Genomic DNA, 22,268 nt, shown 5'->3' with positions numbered 1-22,268 from the left:
CGGCTCGGTCGTTGTCCGCGAACCGCCAGATCGGCAGTTTCGACGGCTACCGGAGCCGGCGGGAGACGGGCGCTCTCCGATCACTCTGATGCCGCCGCCCCTTTGCTCTGCACCCGCCGGTGCGCCACCCACGGTCCGTAACTGGCGCGTGGGCGGGTGTAGAGCAAAGGGGGCAGGAGGGCATCGGCCCCGACATCCCGGCTTCCGCCCCAGAGCGCCCGGCTGCTCGAAGTCCGAGGGCTCCGAGATTGCGACAGCGGTGGTCGTCGTCGACTGCGACGAGGCGACCTCCGTTGAACCGTCATCTCTGTCTGAAGTGAGATCGGTGCCGGCCAGGTGATGTCCCTGTTTCACGTGAAACAGGCGGCGCTGAGGACGCCACCCGGCTGCCGGGGGTCGCAGTGTGGGTTCGACAAACCCGACCGAGCGCCGAACGAATGGCCGGGCCCGCCCGAGAAAGAGCACCGGGGACCCCGTAACGGCCACTCAGCGGCTCGCTGGCGCTCCGAGTGGCGCAAAGGGTGGTTCGGGTCGAGTGGACCATGCCCGGGCCTTCTGCGACCCGTGTAGAGGATCGGCCGGCGCCCGGCACCGTCGCTCGCCGTTCGCCTTCGTCGTTCAGCGCGCACCTGGAGCGCTCAGCCTCCGGCACTGAACTGCCCCCGGCGCCCATCGCGGCCGACCTGCTAGCCGGAACTGATACCCCGGTCCGGGTGCGGTCCGGAGAGGACCCGCCAATCGCTCACCGTCGCAGCCGCCACTGTCGCTCCAGGCTTTACCGCACCGTCGACGCACCCGCCCTTCCGCTCGCCGATGCGTCCGCGTCCGTTGCGGCCCGACCGCCCAACCGTGGTGGTCTGCGGGCACCCGCATCAGCGCGTAGAAACCCCTGCCGCTCACAGCGCCACCCCCGTCGCCGTCGGGGAAGACGCCGTCCACGGCCGCGCCGTCGCCGACCGTCGGGGCGCCGCCGTGCTGCGCCGTCACCCCCGCCCAGGCCCTCGTCGCCGTCGACTCCCCCCGCCGTCGCGACCGACTACGGCTGCGCGCGATGCTGACCGTCGCCGCCGCTTGTCGCCGCGTTCACCGCCCGCCGGGGTGCGCGGGGGCACCCACCTCGCCGCGTACGTCCAACCCGACGGCCGCCTGTCGCCCGCTGACTGGGCTCTGGACGCGTCAGGTCTGTCGGGCCTCTTGGCCCACGCACCCGGCGTCCCGCAGCGCTCGTGGCCGAGGGGATACCGAGCACGCCGAGAGCGGCGACAGCCGGTCGGGCACACCGATCCGACGTAACGGATCCGATGGCTGTTTCACGTGAAACGCGACCACCCGGGATAGAGAACGGCCGCGCCCCCGGTGGGTGGCGCGGCCGTGAGCGAGCGGGCGGGCTCAGTCCTCCCCGCTCTCGCTCTCCTCCTGCTGCACTCCGATGATGCCGACGATGCGCTCCAGGTCGTCCACCGTCGCGAACTCGATCGTGATCTTGCCCTTACTCCGGCCGATGTCGACCTTCACCCGGGTGTCGAAGCGGTCGGACAGCCGATCGGCGAGATCGGTCAAGGCCGGCGCGTGCGCCTTGGTTCGCCGCTTCGCGGCCTGACCCTTTGCCGGCCCGTCGTTCAGGGTCAGGGCCACGATCTCCTCGGTAGCCCGAACCGACAGTCCTTCGGCCACGATCCGAAGTGCCAACTGTTCCTGCGCCTCGGACTCGTCGAGGCTCAGCAGAGCGCGGGCGTGCCCCGCCGACAAGATGCCGGCGGCGACCCGGCGCTGTACCTGTGCGGGCAGATTCAGCAGTCGGATCGTGTTCGAGATCTGCGGACGGCTCCGGCCGATCCGGCGGGCCAGTTCCTCGTGGGTGGCTCCGAATTCCTCCAGCAGTTGCTGATAGGCGGCGGCCTCTTCCAACGGGTTCAGGTTCGCCCGATGGATGTTCTCGAGCAGGGCGTCGCGGAGCATGGCGTCGTCCCGGGTGTCCCGGACGATCGCCGGGATGCTCTCCCGACCCACCGCCTGGGCGGCCCGCCAGCGCCGCTCGCCCATCACGAGTTCGTACTTCTCGTCGTCGAGCTGCCGGACGACGATGGGCTGGAGGAAGCCGACCTCCTGGATCGAGGTCTTCAGCTCCTCCAGTGCCTCTTCGTCGAAGACCTGGCGGGGCTGCTTCGGGTTGGGCATGATCGCGTCGACCGGGATCTCGGCGAATCGAGCGCCGGGCACCGGGCTGAGAACGGGCTCCGGTTCGCGGACCGGCGCTCCGGAAGGCACAGTGGCGACGGCGACGGCACTCCCGTCGTCCGTCTGCTCGTACTCCGGCTCGGCCGTCGCGGTGCCAGCGGCATCCGGCGCCGGCCCGGTCGGGATCAGAGCCCCCAGGCCCCTACCCAGACCGCCCCGAGGACGGTTCTTCATGCCACGCCTCCCAGCGACTTGTCCGCACTACGCATTCCGGCCCACCGGCTCCTTGACGCCCCGCTCGGCGATTTCCTGAGCGGCCTCGAAGTAACTCGTGGCACCCCGCGAACCGGGATCGTAGGTCATCACCGACTGGCCGTAGCTAGGTGCCTCGGACACCCGGACGTTGCGGGGGATGACCGCCTGGAGGACCTTGTCGCCGAAGTGGTTCCGGACGTCCTGCTCCACGGCGTCGGCCAACCGGGTGCGACGGTCGTACATGGTCAGCAGGATGGTGGAGACGTCGAGCTTCGGGTTGAGGTGCTGGCGTACCAGGTTGATGTTGTTGATCAGTTGGTTGAGCCCTTCCAGCGCGTAGTACTCGCACTGAATCGGGATCAGCACCTCCTGCGCGGCAACGAGAGCGTTGACGGTGAGCAGCCCGAGCGAGGGTGGGCAGTCGATGAAGACGTAGTCGAACTCGCCCGGGTAGGCGGCGATCGCCCGGTCCAGGCGGGACTCCCGGGCTACCACCGACACCAGCTCGATCTCCGCGCCGGCCAGGTCGATCGTCGCGGGTACGCACCAGAGATTGGGGATGCCCTCGACCGCCTGGGCCACCTCGGCCAGCGGCACGCTGTTGATCAGGCAGTCGTACGTGTCCGGGATTCCGGTGTGGTGTGGAACGTTGAGCCCGGTCGAGGCGTTGCCCTGTGGGTCGAGGTCGACCACGAGCACCCGGTTGCCGTGCAGGGCGAGAGCCACCGCAAGGTTGACGGTGGTGGTGGTCTTACCCACGCCGCCCTTCTGGTTGGCGACGCACATGACCCGGGTCCGGTTCGGCCGAGGCATGGTCACCTCGCCACTGGGATTCAGGATCTGCACGGCGCGCATCGCCTCCATAGCCAACGGTGGGTCATCCTCTTCGCGCGTCGGGGTTTCACGTGAAACGTACGTGGGGTCGGCCGCCACGGCAGCCAACGACTCGGTCGAAGCGACAGGCGCAGCGTCGCGAACGACGGCCGCGGTGGGTTGGTGCGGGACGGCCGGCTCGAAGCGAACCGCCGCTGCGGTGTTGCGGCGGCCTGAGGTCGCCCGCACCTCCGGGGCGTTCACCGGTCGACTCGCCGTCTCCGGCGTTCGACGACCACTCGTCGGCTCCGGGATGGCCGAGCCCTCCGGCCGTCCCGCGCCCGACGGCGGATCGAGCGCTGACTGCGAATCGCTGTCGGTGGGTCGGGTCGATGGCCCGGTCGCGCCGGGCGACCAACTGGGGTAGTCGGTTTCACGTGAAACGGGATCGCCTGTCGACCCGGTCACGCGTTGATCGTCGTACCTGCCGTCGTCATGCACCTGTCATCCCTGCCCGCTTCGGATGGTCGGTCCGCGCCCCGGTCAACTTGGCCGCATCCACGCTCGCAACCCGGAGCGTACGGCCCACGGGAGCGGTCGGAGACCCACGACGTCCGTCACCCGCTTCACACTATCGACGCGCGGTCAGCCTACGGCGGACGGGCGCGGCCGGTCCACGTCGGGTTCTCATCCCCTCGTCCATCCGTACCGGTACAACGAGGCAACCCGTCGGCCGGAAGCCCGATGGCGCGAAGTGTCAACCTCGGCGGGAGCGTCCGCCCCGGGCACGCTTCCTGGCCGCCGGGCGGGGCGGGCCGATCATCCGCTCGCGCACGATCTCCACCACGGTGGCGGGCGGATCGATCACGCCGACGCCGCAGAGGTGCACGCGCGGCTCTCCGCCACCGAGTCGGGCCACCACATCAGCGTGCTCCTCGATCTCCGCCGCGGCGGATGAGCCCTTGAGTGCCAGCAGGCGACCACCGCGAACCGCCAACGGGAGGCTCCAGCCGGCGAGCCGGTCCAGAGGCGCTACCGCTCGCGCGGTCACCACGTCTCCGCTGATCGGCTCCCGGCCGCTCGAACCGCTGGCCGCCTCGTCGGCCCGGCCCCGGAACACCCGCACCGACCTTGCCAGGCCCAGTCGCTCGACGACCTCGATCAGGAACGACGTCCTTCGGGCGAGCGGCTCGATCAGCGTGACAGTGAGGTCGGGGCGGGCGATGGCCAGCACGAGACCGGGCAGGCCGGCGCCGGAGCCGACGTCCAGCACCGTCGCGCCGGACGGGATCCGCTCGGCGACCGCGGCACAGTTGAGCAGGTGCCGATCCCAGATGCGCGGGGCCTCCCGGGGGCCGATCAGGCCGCGGACCACGCCGTCGGTGGCAAGCAGTTCGGCGTACGCGGCGGCCAGGTCGAGACGATCACCGAAGAGGGTGAGCGCGGCCGGAGCCAACTCGGGCGGCAACGCCGCGTCGGCCGGCGAGGGGGCGGTGTCGCGCCCGCTCGATCCGCCGTCGGCCGAGGCGTGTTGTGCGGAAACGGGGGGGACAGCGGACGGCCCGGGCGGCACGCCGCCCGGGCCGGACACGGCGTCGGCCGTGATGTCGTCGTGGGTCACCCGGTCAGTCCGCGGGCCGTACGACGATGCGCCGGGTCGGCTCCACACCCTCGGACTCGCTCGCCACACCGGACATGGCGTTGACGACGTCGTGCACGCACTTGCGCTCGAACGCCGACATCGCCTCCAGGCGGACCGGCTCGCCGTACTCCTTGACCTTCTCGACGGCGTTCTTGGCGACCGCGGCGAGTTCCTTGCGACGGTTCGCCCGGTAGCCACCGACGTCGAGCAGCAGGCGGCTCGGCGTACCGGTCTGCCGGAAGACGGCGAGGCGGGTCAGCTCCTGGAGCGCCTCCAGGGTGGCCCCGCGCTGGCCGACCAGGTTCTGCAACCGCTCGCCGACCACCTCGACCATCGGACGGCCGGCGGCGACCAACTCGTCGATGTCGCCGTCGTAGTCGAGGATGTCGAGCAGGCCCTCGACGTAGTCGGCCGCGATCTCGCTCTGCCGGAACAGGTCGCCCTCGCTCACAGCCTTCTTCGCCCGGGTGCCAGCCCCAGCGGCGGTGTCCGTGTCGTCGTCCGCCTCGGTGTCGTCGGCGTCGGTGTCGTCGCCGTCCACCGCGAGCGTGGCGGTTTCCTCCTCGTCCAGGGACTGCTCGGCGCGGGGGATGCTGGTCTCGGTCTCGGTCACGGTCTCATCTCCGTACTCGGTCGGCCGGACCCTCGGGTCCGACTGGTTTCCCGGGGCCGGCGGGAGGTCGCCGGTGCCCACGGGCACGTCTGTACGGGCAGTGTCGCCCGTGGCCGCGCGGTGCGCGGTGGGTTCCGCCCGGCGCCGGCCGTACGGCGGCTGCTCGGTGCGGAACGGGCCGCCGCCGGTGATCCGACGGCGGCCCTCGCGGGTCAGCCCTGCCGCTTGGCGGGGCGGCTCTTCTTCGGGTTGCTCACCGGCTTGGCACCCGGCTTGGGCCCGGCCACCTTCGGCGCGGTCGCCTTGACCGGCGCCGGCGGGGCCGCCTTCCCGCGGCCGAACAGGCCGCCGGACTTGGCGGGCTGCACAGGGTTGCGGCTGGCGGCGGGCGCGACCGCCTTCTTGGCGGTCACCGGCGGCGGGAACTTCCGCAGCACCCACTGCTGCTGGCCGAGGGTGAAGAGGTTGTTGGTGACCCAGTAGATGATGACGCCGATCGGGAAGATCGCGCCGGAGATCAGCAGCGAGGCGGGGATGCCGTAGAGCATCAGTCGCTGGATCATCCGCTGCTGCGGGTCCTCGGCCCAGCCGGTCTTGAGGATCATCTGACGGCTGGTCAGGTAGGTGGTCGCGATCATGACGATGACCAGGACACCAGCAATGATCTTCACAGTGCTGCCGTTGGTGGCATTGAGTCTGGTCAACTCGTCGGCGGTGGAGCCGAACTTGCCGGCGATCGGGGCGGTGAAGAGCTTCGCCTGCGAGACGCTCTCGAACTGCTCGACGGTCCAGCCGTACAGGGTCTTGTCCTGCTTGCCCGGGTCGAGTCGGCGCAGCACGTGGAAGAGACCCAGGAAGACCGGGATCTGAAGGAACATCGGAAGGCAACCCATGAGCGGGTTGGCCTTCTCCTTCTTGTAGAGCTCCATCATTTCTTTCTGGAGCGTCTCCCGGTCACCCTTGTGCTTCTCCTGAAGCTCCTTGACCTTGGGCTGGAGCGCCTGCATCGCCCGTTGCGACTTGATCTGCTTGACGAAGACCGGGAACAGGATCACCCGGACGGTGACCACCAGGAAGACGATGGACAGGATCCAGGCGAAGTTGGTGCCGATCACCGCGCCGTCGGGCACCCCGATGGCGTCCCAGGCAGAGTGCCAGGTCAGCAGGATCCACGAAATCGCGTAGTAGATCCAGTCGAGACTCAGCTTCAATTCGGGGCTCCAGTCACGTCAGCACGGCGGCGGCCGCCCGGCTCCGGCACCGGGTCATATCCACCAGGGTGAAAGGGGTGGCAGCGCAACAACCGTCGGACCGCCAGCACGGCTCCCCGGAGCGCGCCGTGCCGGGCGACCGCCTCTTGGGCGTACGCACTGCACGACGGGTAGAACCGACAGCGAGCCGGCAGTGCCGGACTTATCCACCGACGGTACGCGATGATGGGCGCGATCAGCACCTTGGCACCTGGTGTCGATGGGCGTGGACTGCCCTGTTCGGTGCCGCTCATCGGGACCGCCGCTCGCGGGGCGACCGGGCGACCGCGATGGCGGCGTCCAGGTCGGTGGCGAGCCGGGAGTACGACGCCTGCGCCGCGGCGGGGAGCGCCCGGACGACCATGGTGCTGCCGGCGGGTAGGGCGGTCAACCGGTCCCGGACCAGTGCCCGCAGTCGACGCTTGACCCCGTTGCGGATCACCGCGTTGCCGACGGCTTTGGACACGACGAAGCCGGCACGGGGTGGCGCGGACGACTGCTCCGCACCGGTGTCCCGTACCGGCTCCAACGAGGTCGGTGTGCTGGGGTCGACGGTCACCGGCACGGCCAGATGGACCACGACGGCGCCACGTCCGGCGCGTCGGCCACCGCGAACCGCTGCGGCGAAGTCAGTGCTGCGCCGCAGTCGCTGCGCGGCGGCCAGCACGACTGCCCACGTCCCCTGGACCGGCTCGGTCGGCTCAGGCCGACAGGGTGGTGCGACCCTTGGCGCGACGGCTCGACAGGATGGCACGGCCGGCACGGGTGCGCATGCGCAGCCGGAAGCCGTGGGTCTTCGCGCGCCGGCGGTTGTTCGGCTGGTAGGTGCGCTTGCTCACGTCAGGGCTCTCCGTTTTCGTACGCGCCCCGCGCGACGGGATCGCCGGGGTCGTGTGGTGGTCCAGGTCACCTCGACGGTGGCCCACGATCGGTGCTGTCCGGCGGAGCGGGACCTCGACGAGGCGGGGATGCGACCGCGGACAGCAAGCACCCATCACCCTAGCAGAGGGCGAGAGAGCAGCCATTCCAGCCTACGCAGGGGGGCAATGACCGTCAAACACCCCGAGCAGCGGACAACTGGACGCGCCCGAGGCCGGAGGGCGGTTTTCGCTGATGCCGACAAGGGCGTCTCCGCGTCGCCGGTTGATGGCGCAGGGACAACGCTGTTACCGTGCCCGATTGCGGTAAGCGTCTTCAAGCTCCGGTCGTCGCGCAGGCAAGACCGGACAAGGCAGTGAATCGTTCGGCACGGTGAACCCGCTTCAGCGCCCGATCAGGCAGGGGCAGGTCCCACCCGCGTCCGGCGGCGGCCACAATCGGTCGGTACACAGGCTGTGGATAACTTGTGGATGACCACCGGTCGACCGTCCGGGTGGGTGTTGTTCCACCCGCGAACGCGGCGGGCCCGGGACGGCCGGCTGGCAGACAGCGGCGGCCGGGAGCAGAAGCGAGGGGGTGGCACGACGGTGGCCGGTACGACCGACCTTGCCGCGGTGTGGTTAGCGGCGACCGACGAGCTCGCCGACGAGATCATCTCCGCCCAGCAGCGTGCCTATCTCCGGCTGACCCGGCTGCGAGCGATAGTCGAGGACACCGCGCTGCTCTCCGTTCCGGACGCGTTCACCCGCGACGTGATCGAGTCACGACTGCGCCCGGCGATCACCGAGGCGCTCACCCGCCGACTGGGCCGACCGATCCAGGTCGCTGTCACCGTCCGGGTGGCCGAGGACGCCACCGGCCGACCGGCCGGCACCGTCTACCGCAGCGCCCCGGAGCCCGCGCCGCTCGACATCGACGGCCCCGGCATCGCGACGTTCGACGACGACCAGGGCGTTCGGCCATCCGCCGACGCGATGATCCCCGAGCAGTCACCCGCGCCGCGTACCCCCGATCCGGGTCCACCGCCCGCACCGGCGGGTGGGCCGCTCGCGCCGCCCGTCGACGGGCACCGCTCGGGGCTGATTCCCGCCAGCAGGGACGGGCAGGAGGCGTTGTTCAGCGCCTCCTTCGCGGAGCCCGTCCGGTCGCCGCGATCGGGCCCGGACCGACGCGGCTACGACGAGCAGGCCGCCCGACTGGACCCGCCCGGCCCGGACACCCGGCCCTACGAGCCCCGCTACCGGGACGACTCGGCGTCACCGCGCGACCAGCATGTGATCCGCTCGCTTCCCCGGGACGGCGGAACGGACAGCGGCCCGGGTCGCAGCGCGGTGGACCATCGGGGCGGTGGCCGCGACGACCGCCGGTTGCCCGGCGCCGACACCGGCGGCAACCGGCTCAACCCGAAGTACATGTTCGAGACGTTCGTCATCGGGTCGTCCAACCGCTTCGCCCACGCGGCGAGCGTGGCGGTGGCGGAGTCCCCGGCGAAGGCGTACAACCCGTTGTTCATCTACGGGCACTCCGGGCTGGGCAAGACGCACCTGTTGCACGCCATCGGGCACTACGCCACGACGCTCGGCAACGCCCGCTCGGTCCGGTACGTCTCGACCGAGGAATTCACCAACGACTTCATCAACTCGCTCCGGGACGACAAGACGAGTGCGTTCCAGCGGCGCTACCGCGACGTCGACATTCTGTTGATCGACGACATCCAGTTCCTGGAGAACCGCGAGCGCACCCAGGAGGAGTTCTTCCACACCTTCAACACCCTGCACAACGCCAACAAGCAGATCGTGATCACCTCGGACCGGTCGCCGCGCCAACTGGCCACCCTCGAGGACCGGATGCGAACCCGGTTCGAGTGGGGGCTGCTGGCCGACATCCAGCCACCGGATCTGGAGACCCGGATCGCGATCCTGCAGAAGAAGGCCGCGCAGGAGCGGATGTACGCCCCGCCGGACGTGTTGGAGTTCATCGCCTCCCGGGTGTCGAACTCGATCCGTGAGCTGGAGGGCGCGCTGATCAGGGTGACCGCGTTCGCCAGCCTGACCCGGTCGACTGTCGAGCTGTCGCTGGCCGAGGAGGTGCTTCGGGACTTCATGCCCGACGGCGCCGGCCCGGAGATCAACGCCGACCAGATCATGGCGTCGACAGCCGACTACTTCGGGGTGAGCCTGGAGGACCTGCGCGGCCAGTCCAGGTCCCGGGTGCTCGTCAACGCCCGTCAGGTGGCCATGTACCTGTGCCGGGAGTTGACCGAGCTGTCGCTGCCCCGGATCGGGCAGGCGTTCGGCGGCCGGGACCACACCACTGTGATGCACGCGGACCGGAAGATTCGTCAGCAGATGGCGGAGCGTCGTTCGCTGTACAACCAGATTGCCGAGCTGACCAACCGGATCAAGCAGAACAGCTGAGGGGTACGACCGCCTCGGGGCGGCGCACAGCCCGGGACACGCCCGGCCGGATCTCCGGTCGGGCGTTCTTTTTTGTCGCTCAGCTGGACTCTCGACATGGTGTAGACCACAGGATCGAGGCCGTGACCGCTTCGATCCCCACTCGTTGTCCACAGCTTGCTGTCCACAGCCTGTTGATAACTACGGTCCGTCCTCCGCCAGTTACCCACAGGCTGTGGAGAAACCCTGTGTACGAAGCTGTGGACGCCTGGGGACGACCGTCGAGTTATCCACCGATCCTCATCGACCTGTGTACGGGCTGTTGAAGGTTCTGGGGACAACGGCAATGGTGATCTTCTCCGCCATCCACAGGCTTGGGGAGAAAGTCGGTGGATTACCGGTGGACAACCGGTGGACAACGGTGGACAACCGGCCGCCGTCGCCGGGCTGTGGACAGACAAGCCGGTTGTACCCCCGGTTCTCCACAGCTAATTCACCGGTAGATAACCTGTCTGACCTGCGCAGACTTTGGTTTTCCACAGTTTGCACAGGTGCGATGAAGACGATGAGTTATCTCTTCTAAGAGAACAAAAACCAATCATCACCGTTGGGCTTTCTGTGGATCGGGCCGAACGCTGTCGGATCAGCCCGTCAGCATCGACACGATCCATGGGGTCGGGCGCACAGCCGATACCCCCGCGCCCTAAGGTGCGATGGGTACCCGCACGGTCGGGCGGGACGGTAGGCAGCGGTCGGCATGAGAGAGTTGTCGCTGACGTCGACGCGGAGGCATTGATGAAGTTCCGAGTGGAGCGCGACGCGCTCGCCGAGGCTGTGGCGTGGACCGCGAAGAGCCTGCCCAACCGGCCATCCGTACCGGTGCTCGCCGGGGTGATGCTCCGGGTCACCGACGGCAACCTGCGGGTCTCCGGTTTCGACTACGAGGTCTCCAGCCAGGTGACAGTCGAGGTGCAGGGCGACGCCGACGGCGCCGCGCTCGTCTCCGGCCGCCTGCTCGCCGAGATCACCAAGGCGTTGCCGGCCAAGCCGGTCGACATCGCCGCGGTCGGCGCGCACCTCGAGCTGGTCTGCGGGAGCGCCCGGTTCACCCTGCCCACCATGCCGGTGGAGGACTACCCAGCGCTGCCCGAGATGCCGCAGAGCGCCGGCACCGTCGACGCCGCCGCGTTCGCCACGGCGGTGTCCCAGGTGGCCATCGCGGCCGGTCGCGACGAGACGCTGCCGATGATGACCGGCGTCCGGGTCGAGCTGTCCGGCGACACGCTGTCGATGCTCGCGACCGACCGTTACCGGTTGGCGCTGCGCGAGATCCAGTGGCGGCCGGACGACCCCGAGGTGAGCATCAACGCCCTGGTGCCGGCCCGCACCCTGAACGACACCGCCAAGGCCCTCGGCCCACTGGGCGGTGAGGTCATCCTCGCCCTCGCCCAGGGCGCTGCGGGCGAGGGCATGGTCGGCCTCGCCGGCGGCACCCGCCGCACCACCAGCCGCCTGCTCGACGGCGCCAACTACCCGCCGGTGCGGTCACTCTTCCCGGCCACCCACAACGCCGAGGCCCGGGTGCCGGTCAGCACGCTGATCGAGGTGGTCAAGCGGGTCGCGCTGGTCGCCGAACGGACCACCCCGGTGCTGCTCAGCTTCAGCGCCGACGGCCTGGTGGTCGAGGCCGGGGGCTCCGAGGAGGCGCGGGCCAGCGAGGCGATGGAGGCCACCTTCACCGGTGACCCGCTGACCATCGGCTTCAACCCGCAGTACCTCATCGACGGTCTGGCAAACCTGGGCGCCCAGACGGCCGTGCTCGCGTTCGTCGACGCCTTCAAACCCGCGGTGATCTCTCCCGCTGGCGAGGATGGCGAGGTCATTCCGGGGTACCGGTACCTCATCATGCCGATCCGCGTCTCGCGCTGATCGCGCCAAGCAACACCCAGATCCACGGAGGTAGAAACACATGCAGCTCGGCCTGGTAGGACTCGGCCGTATGGGCGGCAACATGCGGGAGCGGTTGCGTTCGGCCGGGCACGAGGTGGTCGGCTTCGACCACAACGCGCAGATCAGCGACGTCACGACCATCGCGGGCCTGGCAGAGAAGCTCGAATCGCCCCGCGTGGTCTGGGTCATGGTGCCCGCCGGTGTCACCGACGCCACGATCGACGAGCTCGCCGAGGTGCTCGGCGAGGGCGACATCATCATCGACGGCGGCAACTCGCGCTTCAGTGACGACGCTCCCCGCGCCGAGCGGCTCCACGAGCGGGGCATCGGCTACCTGGACGTCGGGGTCTCCGGCGGCGTCTGGGGCCGGCAGAACGGCTACGGGCTGATGGTCGGTGGCTCGCAGGAGCACGTCGACCGCCTGATGCCGATCTTCAACGCGCTCAAGCCGGAGGGCGAGTTCGGCTTCGTGCACGCCGGCCCGGTCGGTGCCGGGCACTACTCGAAGATGGTGCACAACGGCATCGAGTACGGCCTGATGCACGCCTACGCCGAGGGCTACGAGCTGATGGCCGCCTCGGAGCTGGTGACGAACGTGCCGGGCGTCATCAAGTCCTGGCGGGAGGGCACCGTCGTTCGTTCCTGGCTGCTCGACCTGCTGGACCGGGCGCTCGACGAGGACCCGGAGCTGGCCGACCTGAGCGGCTACACGGAGGACACCGGCGAGGGCCGCTGGACCGTCGACGAGGCGGTCCGGCTGTCCGTGCCGCTGAACGTCATCACCGCCTCGCTGTTCGCCCGGTTCGCCTCGCGGCAGGACGACTCACCCGCCATGAAGGCCGTCTCCGCGCTGCGTCAGCAGTTCGGTGGCCACGCCGTCCACAAGAGCTGAGCGGTATCCACAACCTGTGTACGTTCACCGGCTGGAACTTGTCGACTTCCGCTCGTACGAGCGGGTGGCCGTCGACCTCCAGCCGGGAGCGAACGTCCTGATCGGCGCCAACGGCGTCGGCAAGACCAATCTCGTCGAGGCGCTCGGCTACGTGGCGACCCTCGACTCACACCGGGTCGCCACCGACGCGCCTCTGGTCCGGATGGGCGCCACATCAGCGGTGATCCGCTGCGCGGTGGTGCACGACGGCCGTGAGCTCCTGGTGGAGCTGGAGATCGTGCCCGGCAAGGCCAACCGGGCCCGGCTGGGCCGTTCACCGGCGCGGCGGGCCCGGGACGTGCTCGGCGCGCTCCGGCTGGTGCTCTTCGCCCCGGAGGACCTCGAGCTGGTCCGGGGTGACCCGGCCGAACGTCGCCGTTACCTGGACGATCTGCTCGTCAACCGGCAGCCCCGGTACGCGGGCGTGCGGGCCGACTACGAGCGGGTCGTCAAGCAGCGCAACGCCCTCCTGCGCACCGCGTACCTGGCCCGCAAGACCGGTGGGTCCCGGGGCGGCGACCTGGGCACCCTCGCGGTCTGGGACACCCACCTGGCCCAGCACGGAGCGGAGCTGCTCGCTGGCCGGCTGGAGCTGGTGGCCGCGCTCACCCCGCACGTGGCCAAGGCGTACGACGCGGTGGCCGCCGGTCGGGGTGCGGCGGGCATCACCTACCGACCCTCGATCGAGCTGGCCGAGCCGACGACCGACCGGGCCGCGCTGGCCGAGGCGCTGACGGCGGCGCTGGCCGCGTCCCGTTCCGCCGAGATCGAGCGGGGCACCACCCTGGTCGGGCCGCACCGCGACGAGTTGGCCCTGAGCCTCGGTCCGCTGCCCGCCAAGGGGTACGCCAGCCACGGCGAGTCGTGGTCGTTCGCGCTCGCGCTGCGGCTGGCCGGGTACGACCTGTTGCGCGCCGACGGCATCGAGCCGGTGCTCGTGCTCGACGACGTCTTCGCGGAGTTGGACACCGGCCGCCGGGAACGGTTGGCGGAGCTGGTCGGCGGGGCGAGTCAGCTGCTCGTCACCTGTGCGGTGGACGATGATGTGCCAGCCGCCCTGCGCGGCACCCGCTACCAGGTTGGTGAAGGGACGGTACGCCGTGTCGGATAAGCCAGGCACCGATCGGCCGGCGGCAGGTGAGGGCCCGGCCGCGCGTACCCCTGAGGGGGCGAAGTCGGCGGGCGGTGCGGCGGCGGCGGCCGCCAGCGGGCCGGAGCTGGCCCGCGCGGTGCTCGACGCGGCGCTGTCCCGGCGGCAGGCGGCGGCCCGCGCCCGGCGCACCCCCGGCGGCGGCGACGCTGCCGCCGGCTCGGGGCGGCGGTTACGCGGCTATTCCGGCCCGGGCCCGGACCCCCGCGACCCTCAGCCGCTGAGCGCGGTGCTGAGCCGGCTGGTGAAGGCGCGCGGCTGGCAGCAGCCGGCGGCCGAGGCCACCGTGTTCGGCGCCTGGGAGCGGGTCGTCGGCGCGGAGGTGGCGCAGAACAGCCGCCCGGTGAAGTTGGAGAACGGCGAGCTGACAGTGGAGGCGCGCTCGACCGCCTGGGCCACCCAGTTGCGGTTGCTCGCGGGCTCGCTGCTCAAGCAGATCGCCAGCGAGGTCGGTCACAACGTGGTGCGCAAGCTGCACATCCACGGCCCGGCCGCGCCCTCCTGGGGCAAGGGGCCGCGCCGGGTCCGTGGCCGGGGTCCACGCGACACGTACGGCTGAGCCGCGCCGCTCAGGCGTCGGCGTAGACGGCGAATCCGCGCTCGGCGCAGCGCCGGTAGAACGCGGCGAGCACGCCCAGCTCGGCGCAGGTGAAGTTCCACTGCGGCGGGTCGCCGCGCTCGTCGCGCAGAGCGTCGAGCCGGCTCTTCAGCCACCGCAGCTGCTGCTCGGCCAACCGACCGTCGCCGAGCAAAGAGCCCAGCACGGTGCTGACCGACTCGAAGGTGACCGCCTCGCCGTCCGCGCGGTGCGCGGTAACGAACCGCTCGATGCCGCCCGCGATCCAGGAGCAGCCGTCCGGGTCGATCACCGGGTCCTCGTCCTCGGCGGCGGCGTCTGTGGCGTACAACACACCTTCGAGGCCGAGCAGGAGATCCACCAACTCGGTGTACGCGGTCGCCCGCACCGTGCCGGTCTTCGCGATCAGCTCGGCCAGCGCCGCGGTCGGCGCGGAGATGCGCGGCAGGTCGACGATCTCGCCGAAGTCGACGAACTCGGCCGGCGCGACCGGATCGTAGAAGCGGCCGGTCCGCGGCCAGTGCACCGCGACGTTGTCCAGCCCCATCTGTCACCTCTTCGAGAGCACGTGTCGGGTCTATCGGGTCGATCGTCCCGGTTCCAGCCGGTAAAGATCAAGGCTGGTTCCGGGGCGCCGCAAACGTACGGCACTGACGCTTCGGCCGCGACCCCCGACCCGCCCGACCGCGGGTCAACCCGTCCGGCGGCGGCGCGTGCGATCGGACCCTGGCGTGTGGGGGGAGTCGCAGGCGACGGGGTTCTGCCGGCTATGGACATCTCAGCCGCCTCTCTGAGGGTGCCGAGTGGTGGTTCTGTCTCCCGCGCACAGTAGGATTGACAGCGAGACGAAGACCCGGTGCGGGAGTGGGACGGGGCCGGTGGCCCCAGATTCATTCTCCATGTCGGGTCGAGCCGATCGCGATCCGCGGGCAACCGCGGCGACCGGCGCGTTCGACCCGCTGTCCGGAGGTCTCCGGCACCGGTCCACGCGCCGACGTCGCGTCCTGTCCGCCGAACCCGCGCCCGACGCGCCATACCGGCGCGGCTGACGCGAGAAAGTGGCCGAGCGTGGCAGCGCAGGACAAGCAGGAGTACGGCGCAGAGTCGATCACCGTTCTCGAGGGGCTGGAGGCCGTTCGCAAGCGGCCCGGTATGTACATCGGGTCCACCGGCGAGCGCGGTCTGCACCACCTCGTCTGGGAGGTCGTCGACAACGCGGTCGACGAGGCGCTGGCCGGATACTGCGACACCATCGACGTGGTACTGCTCGCCGACGGCGGCGTCCGGGTCACCGACAACGGCCGTGGTTTCCCGGTCGACCTCCACCCGAAGCTCAAGAAGCCGGGTGTCGAGGTCGCGCTGACCATCCTGCACGCGGGTGGCAAGTTCGACGGTAAGGCGTACGCGGTCTCCGGCGGTCTGCACGGCGTTGGCGTCTCCGTGGTGAACGCGCTCTCCACCAAGATGTTCGTCGAGATCCACAAGTCCGGCTCCGTGTGGCGGCAGCACTACAACTACTCCAAGCCCGGCCCACTGGACAAGGGCGAGACCACCGACCGCACCGGCTCGGCGGTCTCCTTCTGGCCCGACCCCGACATCTTCGAGACCGTCGACTTCGACTTCCAGACCATCTACCGGCGCCTGCAGGAGATGGCCTTCCTCAACCGAGCGCTGCGCATCCACCTGCTCGACGAGCGGGTGGCCGAGGAGGAGGACGGCCGCCAGCGCGAGGTCACCTTCTACTACGAGGGCGGCATCGCGGACTTCGTCCGGCACCTCAACGCCTCGAAGAGCCCGATCCACAAGACAGTGGTCGAGTTCGAGGCCGAAGAGGAGGGCATGTCACTCGAGATCGCCATGCAGTGGAACGAGTCGTACGGCGAGTCGGTCTACACCTTCGCCAACACGATCAACACTCACGAGGGCGGCACCCACGAGGAGGGCTTCCGGTCCGCGTTGACCAGCGTGGTCAACCGGTACGGCACCGACAAGAAGTTGCTCAAGGGCGACGAGAAGCTCTCCGGCGAGGACATCCGCGAAGGGCTCGCGGCGATCATCTCGGTCAAGCTGGCCAACCCGCAGTTCGAGGGCCAGACCAAGACCAAGCTGGGCAACACCCCGGTGAAGAGCTTCGTGCAGCGGGTCTGCAACGACCGGCTGGTCGACTGGTTCGACCGCAACCCGGCCGAAGCCAAGATGATCATCACCAAGGCGTCCCAGGCCGCCCGGGCGCGGATCGCCGCACAGCAGGCGCGCAAGCTGGCCCGACGCAAGTCGCTGCTGGAGTCCGGCTCGATGCCGGGCAAGCTGGCCGACTGCCAGTCGACCGACCCGCGCGAGTCCGAGGTGTTCATCGTCGAGGGCGACTCGGCCGGCGGCTCGGCCAAGCAGGGCCGCGACCCACGCACCCAGGCGATCCTGCCGATCCGCGGCAAGATCCTCAACGTGGAGAAGGCCCGAATCGACCGGGTACTGAAGAACAACGAGGTCCAGGCGCTGATCACCGCGCTGGGCACCGGCATCCACGACGACTTCGACATGGAAAAGCTGCGGTACCACAAGGTGGTGCTGATGGCCGACGCCGACGTCGACGGCCAGCACATCCAGACGCTGCTGCTCACCCTGCTGTTCCGCTTCATGCGTCCGCTCGTCGAGATGGGCAACGTCTATCTGGCCGCCCCGCCGCTCTACAAGATCAAGTGGAACAAGAAGGGCGACGACGCCCAGTACGCGTACTCCGACCGCGAGCGCGACGGTCTGATCGCGCTGCGCCAGCAGAAGAAGCCGAACGCGAAGCCGGACGACATCCAGCGCTTCAAGGGCCTCGGCGAGATGAACTACCCCGAGCTGTGGGAAACCACGATGAACCCGGCGACGCGTACCCTGCGTCAGGTCACTCTCGACGACGCGGCGACCGCCGACGAGTTGTTCAGTGTGCTGATGGGTGAGGACGTCGAGGCGCGCCGGTCGTTCATCCAGCGCAACGCCAAGGACGTGCGGTTCCTGGATATCTGACGGACTGCGCCGGATCGGCCGGGCTCTGCCCGGCCGATCCGGCGGTCCACAGAGTTATCCACAGCTTGGCCGGTATCCACAGCCGTTATCCACAGCACAAAAACGACTCTGAGTCTGATAAGGGTATACAGTGACCGATTCTCCCGAGTCCACACCGAACGAGCCCGAGGTCCCCACCGAGGCCATCGCCGCGGTGGTCGCGCACGACCGGATCGAACCGGTCGGGCTCGAGGTGGAGATGCAGCGCTCCTACCTCGACTACGCCATGAGCGTCATCGTCGGTCGCGCGCTGCCGGACGTCCGGGACGGCCTCAAGCCGGTCCACCGCAAGATCCTCTACGCGATGTTCGACTCCGGCTACCGCCCGGACCGCGGCTACGTGAAGTGCTCCCGCGTCGTCGGTGACGTGATGGGTCAGTTCCACCCACACGGCGACTCGGCGATCTACGACGCGCTGGTCCGGATGGCGCAGCCCTGGTCGCTGCGCTACCCGCTGGTCGACGGCAACGGCAACTTCGGCTCGCCCGGTAACGATCCGGCTGCCGCCATGAGATATACGGAGTGCAAGCTCGACCCGCTCGCCATGGAGATGCTGCGGGACATCGACGAGGACACCGTCGACCTGCAGGACAACTACGACGGTCGGGCCAAGGAGCCCACGATCCTGCCGTCGCGGATCCCCAACCTTCTGGTGAACGGCTCCGAGGGCATCGCGGTCGGCATGGCCACCAAGATCCCGCCGCACAACCTGCGGGAGATCGGCGCGGCGGTGCAGTGGTGCCTGGAGAACCCGGAGGAGGATGAGGAGACCACCCTCGAAGCCCTGCTCGGCATCGTCAAGGGCCCGGACTTCCCGACCCACGGTCTGATCGTCGGCACGACGGCGATCCAGGACGCGTACCGCACGGGCCGTGGCTCGATCCGGATGCGTGCGGTGGTGGAGGTCGAGGAGGACAAGCGGGGCCGCCCCTGCCTGGTCGTCAGCGAGCTGCCCTACCAGGTCAACCCGGACAACCTCGCCGAGCGGATCGCCGAGCTGATCAAGGAGGGCAAGCTCGCCGGCATCGCCGACATCCGCGACGAGTCCTCCGGGCGTACCGGCATGCGGATCGTGCTGGTGCTCAAGCGCGACGCGGTCGCGAAGGTGGTGCTGAACAACCTCTACAAGCACACGCAGCTTCAGGAGACGTTCGGCGCCAACATGCTGGCCCTGGTCGACGGGGTGCCGCGCACACTCAACCTGGCCCAGTTCATCCGCTACTACGTTGAGCACCAGATCGACGTGATCCGCCGGCGGACGGCGTTCCGGCTGCGCAAGGCCGAGGAGCGGGCGCACATCCTGCGGGGCCTGGGCAAGGCGCTGGACGCGCTGGACGAGGTCATCGCGTTGATCCGGCGTTCTCCGACGGTGGACGACGCCCGGCAGGGCCTCATCCGCCTGCTGGAGATCGACGAGATCCAGGCGACCGCGATCCTGGACATGCAGCTGCGCCGTCTCGCCGCGTTGGAGCGGCAGCGGATCGTCGACGACCTGGCGAAGCTCGAGATCGAGATCGCCGACCTCAAGGACATCCTCGCCAAGCCCGAGCGGCAGCGGAAGATCGTCTCGGAGGAGTTGCGCGAGATCGTCACCAAGTGGGGCGACGACCGCCGGACGCAGATCATCCCGTTCGACGGCGAGGTCTCGATGGAGGACCTCATCGCCCGCGAGGACGTGGTCGTCACGATCACCCGCACCGGGTACGCCAAGCGGACCAAGGTCGATCTGTACCGCTCGCAGCGGCGCGGCGGCAAGGGCGTCAGCGGCGCCACGCTGCGGCAGGACGACATCGTCAGCCACTTCTTCGTCTGCTCGACCCACGACTGGATCTTGTTCTTCACGAACAAGGGCCGTGTCTACCGGGCCAAGACGTACGAGTTGCCGGAGGCCAGTAGGGTAGCCAAGGGCCAACACGTGGCCAATCTGCTCGCCTTCCAACCGGACGAGCAGATCGCGCAGATCATCGAAATTCCGAACTACCAGGTAGCCCCCTATCTGGTACTGGCCACGAAGAACGGCCTGGTGAAGAAGACGCGGCTCGAGGAGTTCGACTCCAACCGTTCCGGCGGCGTCATCGCGATCAACCTGCGCGATGAGGACGAGCTGGTCGGTGCTGCGTTGGTTGCGCCGGAGAACGACCTGCTGCTTGTCTCGAAGAAGGCGCAGGCGATCCGGTTCAACGCCTCGGACGAGGCGCTGCGGCCGATGGGCCGGGCCACCTCGGGCGTGATCGGCATGCGCTTCACTGACGACGATGTCCTGCTCGCCATGGAAGTCGTGCGGGATGGTCTGGACGTGCTGGTGGCCACGAACGGGGGATACGCGAAGCGCACCCCGATCGAGGAATACCCGGTGCAGGGCCGGGGAGGTAAGGGCGTGTTGACTGCGAAGATCACCGAACGGCGCGGTGGTCTGGTTGGCGCGGTGGTGATCGATCCGGACGACGAGCTGTTCGCGATCACCAGCAACGGTGGTGTCATTCGGACTCCGGTGAAGCCTGTACGCCGTACGCGTGACCGGAACACAATGGGGGTCAAGCTGATGGACCTCCCGGACGGCGTGACTATCGTGGCGATTGCTCGCAATGCCGACGAGCCTGACGAACAGGACTAGTTGAATGACGGAGACACAGGCGAAGTCGGGGAACACGGGGACCTCGGCCAAACCGGTCGACGAGGAGGCCGCCAAAGGCGGCACACCAGCGACCGGCCGCGCGGCCGTGGGCCGGGCGACTGTCCCCGCCGACGCGCCTGCCCCGAAGTTCACCAGGGCTCCCGGTATGACACCCCCGCCGGAGCAGCCGGGCGAGGACGGCGGGTCCGGCGACAGGACCGAGGCGTCCAGCGCCGAGGCACCGACGTCGGCCGCCGCCAGCCCTCCGGGTCCGGCAGCGGCACCCTCGGCCCGTCCGGCTACCACCCAGCCGATCGGTGTTCGACCGGGTCAAGCGACGTCGACTGGGTCCACCGGCACCCAGCCGCGGATCACACCCGGCATGACCCAGCCCCAGACTGACGCGGGGCGCGCCGCCGCTGCCGGCCGCCCGGCCAGCGGCGGTGGCCTGCCACCGGGAATCGGCAGCGCTTCGGCCGTCGGGGCCGCCCGCGTCGGTGACGCGGTGCGTTCGGCGCGTACGTCGGTCAGTTCGGCCGCCTCCCGCGGGCCGCGCCGGGCCCGGCTGAACCTGAAGCGGATCGACCCGTGGTCGGTGATGAAGTTCGCGTTCGCGGTGTCGGTGGTGCTCTTCATCGTCGTGGTGGTCGCCACCTCGGTGCTCTACCTGGCGCTGGACGCGATGGGTGTGTTCCAGAGCGTCAACGAGAGCCTGAGTGACCTGGTGAACGCCGGCGGCGGCCAGAGCACCAGCGGCTTCCAGATCACCGCCAAGGGCGTGATTCTCAGCTCGGCGCTGATCGGCCTGGTCAACGTGGTGCTGTTCACCGCGCTGGCCACCCTGGGCGCGTTCGTCTACAACGTCTGCGCCGACCTGGTCGGCGGGGTCGAGCTGACGCTCGCCGAGCGGGACTGAGCGATCGGGACGCCGGGGCACCGCGGAATGCGGTCGCTCCGGCGTCCCGTACCCAGGTAGGTTGTGCAGGCGGCGACGGGCCCGGCTCGCAGGCGCGGACCCCGATTTGGGGCCGGCGGAGCGGATGGGTTAATCTTGCTCGTCGCAACGCGGGGCTATAGCTCAGTCGGTTAGAGCGCAGAGCTGATAACTCTGAGGTCGATGGTTCGATTCCATCTAGCCCCACCGCATTTCGTCCGACGATAGTCGAGCGCAAGGGGTCGCCCCATGTTCAAGAAGCTGCTGATTCTGGCTGGCGTCGTCGGTGTGGCCGCCGTCGTGTTCAACAAGATCAAGGCGTCGAACGACGAGCGTGCCCTGTGGCACGAGGCGACCACCGCGCCCGACCTCCGCTGACGTTCGGCCCGGCGACGAACGACAGTCGCCGCGGCCACTCATGGGGCCCTAGCTCAACTGGCAGAGCACTGCCTTTGCAAGGCAGGGGTTAGGGGTTCGAGTCCCCTGGGCTCCACCACACGACTTGATCTCCCTCTTAACCTGCGGCTCCGTGGTTCGTATGACTGAGACGCAGCCTGGCAAGTACGAGTCTCGCCCGTGCTGCTGCATCAGTGAGTTCGGCGACATCCGAGTGCCCGTGGGCCCACTCGAACTCGGGCAGCGAACGAACCATTGCCGCCAGGACGCCATGCACGAGGGGAAGCTCGCGCAGCTTGCTGATCCCGACCCATGCCATGTCGTCATGCTCGTCCGGTGCGCTGTTGGTGGGAGAGCCAACCCAGTCCCGAACGTGCCAGACGCCAATCTGAATGGTGCCCTCGCCACTGCCGGCGTGCAGGACACCCAGCCGTGAAGCGGACTCCATCGCGATGTGGACGCCGAGCTCCTCGTGCATCTCACGGGCGAGGGCCTGTAGCTCGGATTCACCCGCTTCGACCAGCCCTCCGGGCAGGTCCCAGACATCCGGGTAAACCCGCTTGGTCGGCCTCCGGTGGACCAGCAGGACGGTGCCGTTCTCAACCAGTACGCCCGTGACGACGACATGCATGACGG

At 69.3% G+C, this 22,268-nt stretch carries 19 protein-coding genes and 2 tRNA genes; 11 read left to right on the top strand and 10 right to left on the bottom strand.

The genetic code is table 11. From position 1 onward, the window contains the following. Positions 1–1,389: 1,389 nt before the first annotated feature. The 8 genes from ABZ406_RS17125 to rpmH form a co-directional block, all read right to left on the bottom strand. Positions 1,390–2,412 (bottom strand): ParB/RepB/Spo0J family partition protein, encoded by a 1,023-nt coding sequence (locus ABZ406_RS17125; RefSeq protein ID WP_357762049.1) that lies wholly within the window; start codon positions 2,410–2,412, stop codon positions 1,390–1,392. Between the two features lie 27 nt (positions 2,413–2,439). Next, the gene (locus ABZ406_RS17120; protein ID WP_357762046.1) at positions 2,440–3,747 is read right to left on the bottom strand and encodes an AAA family ATPase; all 1,308 of its coding nucleotides are present in this window, start codon (positions 3,745–3,747) and stop codon (positions 2,440–2,442) included. 256 nt (positions 3,748–4,003) lie between these two features. Continuing rightward, positions 4,004–4,867, bottom strand: coding sequence for a 16S rRNA (guanine(527)-N(7))-methyltransferase RsmG (gene rsmG, locus ABZ406_RS17115; protein WP_357762044.1), 864 nt, complete (start codon positions 4,865–4,867; stop codon positions 4,004–4,006). A gap of 4 nt (positions 4,868–4,871) precedes the next feature. Next, positions 4,872–5,501, bottom strand: coding sequence for a R3H domain-containing nucleic acid-binding protein (locus ABZ406_RS17110; RefSeq protein ID WP_357762041.1), 630 nt, complete (start codon positions 5,499–5,501; stop codon positions 4,872–4,874). 212 nt (positions 5,502–5,713) lie between these two features. Next, positions 5,714–6,706, bottom strand: coding sequence for a membrane protein insertase YidC (gene yidC / locus ABZ406_RS17105; RefSeq protein WP_357762305.1), 993 nt, complete (start codon positions 6,704–6,706; stop codon positions 5,714–5,716). A gap of 2 nt (positions 6,707–6,708) precedes the next feature. After that, on the bottom strand, positions 6,709–7,005 hold the full coding sequence (yidD, locus tag ABZ406_RS17100; RefSeq protein WP_357762038.1) for a membrane protein insertion efficiency factor YidD: 297 nt from the start codon (positions 7,003–7,005) through the stop codon (positions 6,709–6,711). Further along, the gene (gene rnpA / locus ABZ406_RS17095) at positions 7,002–7,418 is read right to left on the bottom strand and encodes a ribonuclease P protein component (RefSeq protein WP_357762035.1); all 417 of its coding nucleotides are present in this window, start codon (positions 7,416–7,418) and stop codon (positions 7,002–7,004) included. The genes yidD and rnpA overlap by 4 nt, the downstream gene beginning before the upstream one ends. 34 nt (positions 7,419–7,452) lie before the next feature. Next, positions 7,453–7,590, bottom strand: a complete 138-nt coding sequence (gene rpmH, locus ABZ406_RS17090) for a 50S ribosomal protein L34 (RefSeq protein WP_007453904.1) — start codon at positions 7,588–7,590, stop codon at positions 7,453–7,455. A 627-nt stretch (positions 7,591–8,217) separates the two neighbouring features. Here rpmH and dnaA point away from each other — a divergent pair. The 5 genes from dnaA (at position 8,218) to ABZ406_RS17065 (ending at position 14,616) form a co-directional block, all read left to right on the top strand. Continuing rightward, the gene (dnaA, locus tag ABZ406_RS17085) at positions 8,218–10,047 is read left to right on the top strand and encodes a chromosomal replication initiator protein DnaA (protein WP_357762303.1); all 1,830 of its coding nucleotides are present in this window, start codon (positions 8,218–8,220) and stop codon (positions 10,045–10,047) included. Positions 10,048–10,821: 774 nt separating this feature from the next. Beyond that, positions 10,822–11,955, top strand: coding sequence for a DNA polymerase III subunit beta (gene dnaN, locus ABZ406_RS17080; RefSeq protein WP_357762032.1), 1,134 nt, complete (start codon positions 10,822–10,824; stop codon positions 11,953–11,955). Between the two features lie 40 nt (positions 11,956–11,995). Beyond that, entirely contained in the window at positions 11,996–12,868 is an 873-nt protein-coding gene (gene gnd, locus ABZ406_RS17075; protein ID WP_357762029.1) for a phosphogluconate dehydrogenase (NAD(+)-dependent, decarboxylating), read from the top strand. A gap of 16 nt (positions 12,869–12,884) precedes the next feature. Continuing rightward, positions 12,885–14,018 (top strand): DNA replication/repair protein RecF, encoded by a 1,134-nt coding sequence (recF, locus tag ABZ406_RS17070; RefSeq protein WP_357762026.1) that lies wholly within the window; start codon positions 12,885–12,887, stop codon positions 14,016–14,018. Further along, the gene (locus tag ABZ406_RS17065) at positions 13,951–14,616 is read left to right on the top strand and encodes a DciA family protein (RefSeq protein ID WP_357762023.1); all 666 of its coding nucleotides are present in this window, start codon (positions 13,951–13,953) and stop codon (positions 14,614–14,616) included. The genes recF and ABZ406_RS17065 overlap by 68 nt, the downstream gene beginning before the upstream one ends. Positions 14,617–14,626: 10 nt before the next feature. On the opposite strand, the gene ABZ406_RS17060 is transcribed toward ABZ406_RS17065, so the two are convergent. Continuing rightward, on the bottom strand, positions 14,627–15,181 hold the full coding sequence (locus tag ABZ406_RS17060) for a hypothetical protein (protein ID WP_357762020.1): 555 nt from the start codon (positions 15,179–15,181) through the stop codon (positions 14,627–14,629). Between the two features lie 521 nt (positions 15,182–15,702). Here ABZ406_RS17060 and gyrB point away from each other — a divergent pair. From gyrB to ABZ406_RS17030, 6 genes are all read left to right on the top strand, one after another. Beyond that, positions 15,703–17,649: a DNA topoisomerase (ATP-hydrolyzing) subunit B gene (gene gyrB, locus ABZ406_RS17055; RefSeq protein WP_357762017.1), complete on the top strand. Its 1,947-nt coding sequence runs from the start codon at positions 15,703–15,705 to the stop codon at positions 17,647–17,649. A gap of 130 nt (positions 17,650–17,779) precedes the next feature. Next, positions 17,780–20,302 (top strand): DNA gyrase subunit A, encoded by a 2,523-nt coding sequence (gene gyrA / locus ABZ406_RS17050; RefSeq protein WP_357762014.1) that lies wholly within the window; start codon positions 17,780–17,782, stop codon positions 20,300–20,302. 4 nt (positions 20,303–20,306) lie between these two features. After that, entirely contained in the window at positions 20,307–21,218 is a 912-nt protein-coding gene (locus ABZ406_RS17045) for a DUF3566 domain-containing protein (RefSeq protein ID WP_357762011.1), read from the top strand. 151 nt (positions 21,219–21,369) lie between these two features. Then, a tRNA-Ile gene (locus ABZ406_RS17040) sits at positions 21,370–21,443 on the top strand. 42 nt (positions 21,444–21,485) lie between these two features. Further along, complete coding sequence (locus ABZ406_RS17035; RefSeq protein ID WP_209444550.1) at positions 21,486–21,614, top strand: DLW-39 family protein; 129 nt, start codon at positions 21,486–21,488, stop codon at positions 21,612–21,614. 42 nt (positions 21,615–21,656) lie between these two features. Then, a tRNA-Ala gene (locus tag ABZ406_RS17030) sits at positions 21,657–21,732 on the top strand. An 18-nt stretch (positions 21,733–21,750) separates the two neighbouring features. Here ABZ406_RS17030 and ABZ406_RS17025 read toward each other — a convergent pair. Continuing rightward, positions 21,751–22,263: an NUDIX domain-containing protein gene (locus tag ABZ406_RS17025; RefSeq protein WP_357762008.1), complete on the bottom strand. Its 513-nt coding sequence runs from the start codon at positions 22,261–22,263 to the stop codon at positions 21,751–21,753. Positions 22,264–22,268 lie beyond the last annotated feature (5 nt).

Origin of the sequence: Micromonospora sp. NPDC005710, assembly GCF_040630995.1 — a bacterium.
Classification (GTDB): domain Bacteria; phylum Actinomycetota; class Actinomycetes; order Mycobacteriales; family Micromonosporaceae; genus Micromonospora.
This window is presented reverse-complemented; position numbering and strand designations above follow the sequence as displayed.

Bases quoted from the DNA above. Each gene is read 5' to 3' on its own strand.
- ABZ406_RS17125 (WP_357762049.1), bottom strand. From the start codon at position 2,412: ATGAAGAACCGTCCTCGGGGCGGTCTGGGTAGGGGCCTGGGGGCTCTG.
- yidD (WP_357762038.1), bottom strand. From the start codon at position 7,005: ATGAGCGGCACCGAACAGGGCAGTCCACGCCCATCGACACCAGGTGCC.
- dnaN (WP_357762032.1), top strand. From the start codon at position 10,822: ATGAAGTTCCGAGTGGAGCGCGACGCGCTCGCCGAGGCTGTGGCGTGG.
- gnd (WP_357762029.1), top strand. From the start codon at position 11,996: ATGCAGCTCGGCCTGGTAGGACTCGGCCGTATGGGCGGCAACATGCGG.
- ABZ406_RS17065 (WP_357762023.1), top strand. From the start codon at position 13,951: ATGTGCCAGCCGCCCTGCGCGGCACCCGCTACCAGGTTGGTGAAGGGA.
- ABZ406_RS17060 (WP_357762020.1), bottom strand. From the start codon at position 15,181: ATGGGGCTGGACAACGTCGCGGTGCACTGGCCGCGGACCGGCCGCTTC.
- ABZ406_RS17045 (WP_357762011.1), top strand. From the start codon at position 20,307: ATGACGGAGACACAGGCGAAGTCGGGGAACACGGGGACCTCGGCCAAA.
- ABZ406_RS17035 (WP_209444550.1), top strand. From the start codon at position 21,486: ATGTTCAAGAAGCTGCTGATTCTGGCTGGCGTCGTCGGTGTGGCCGCC.
- ABZ406_RS17025 (WP_357762008.1), bottom strand. From the start codon at position 22,263: ATGCATGTCGTCGTCACGGGCGTACTGGTTGAGAACGGCACCGTCCTG.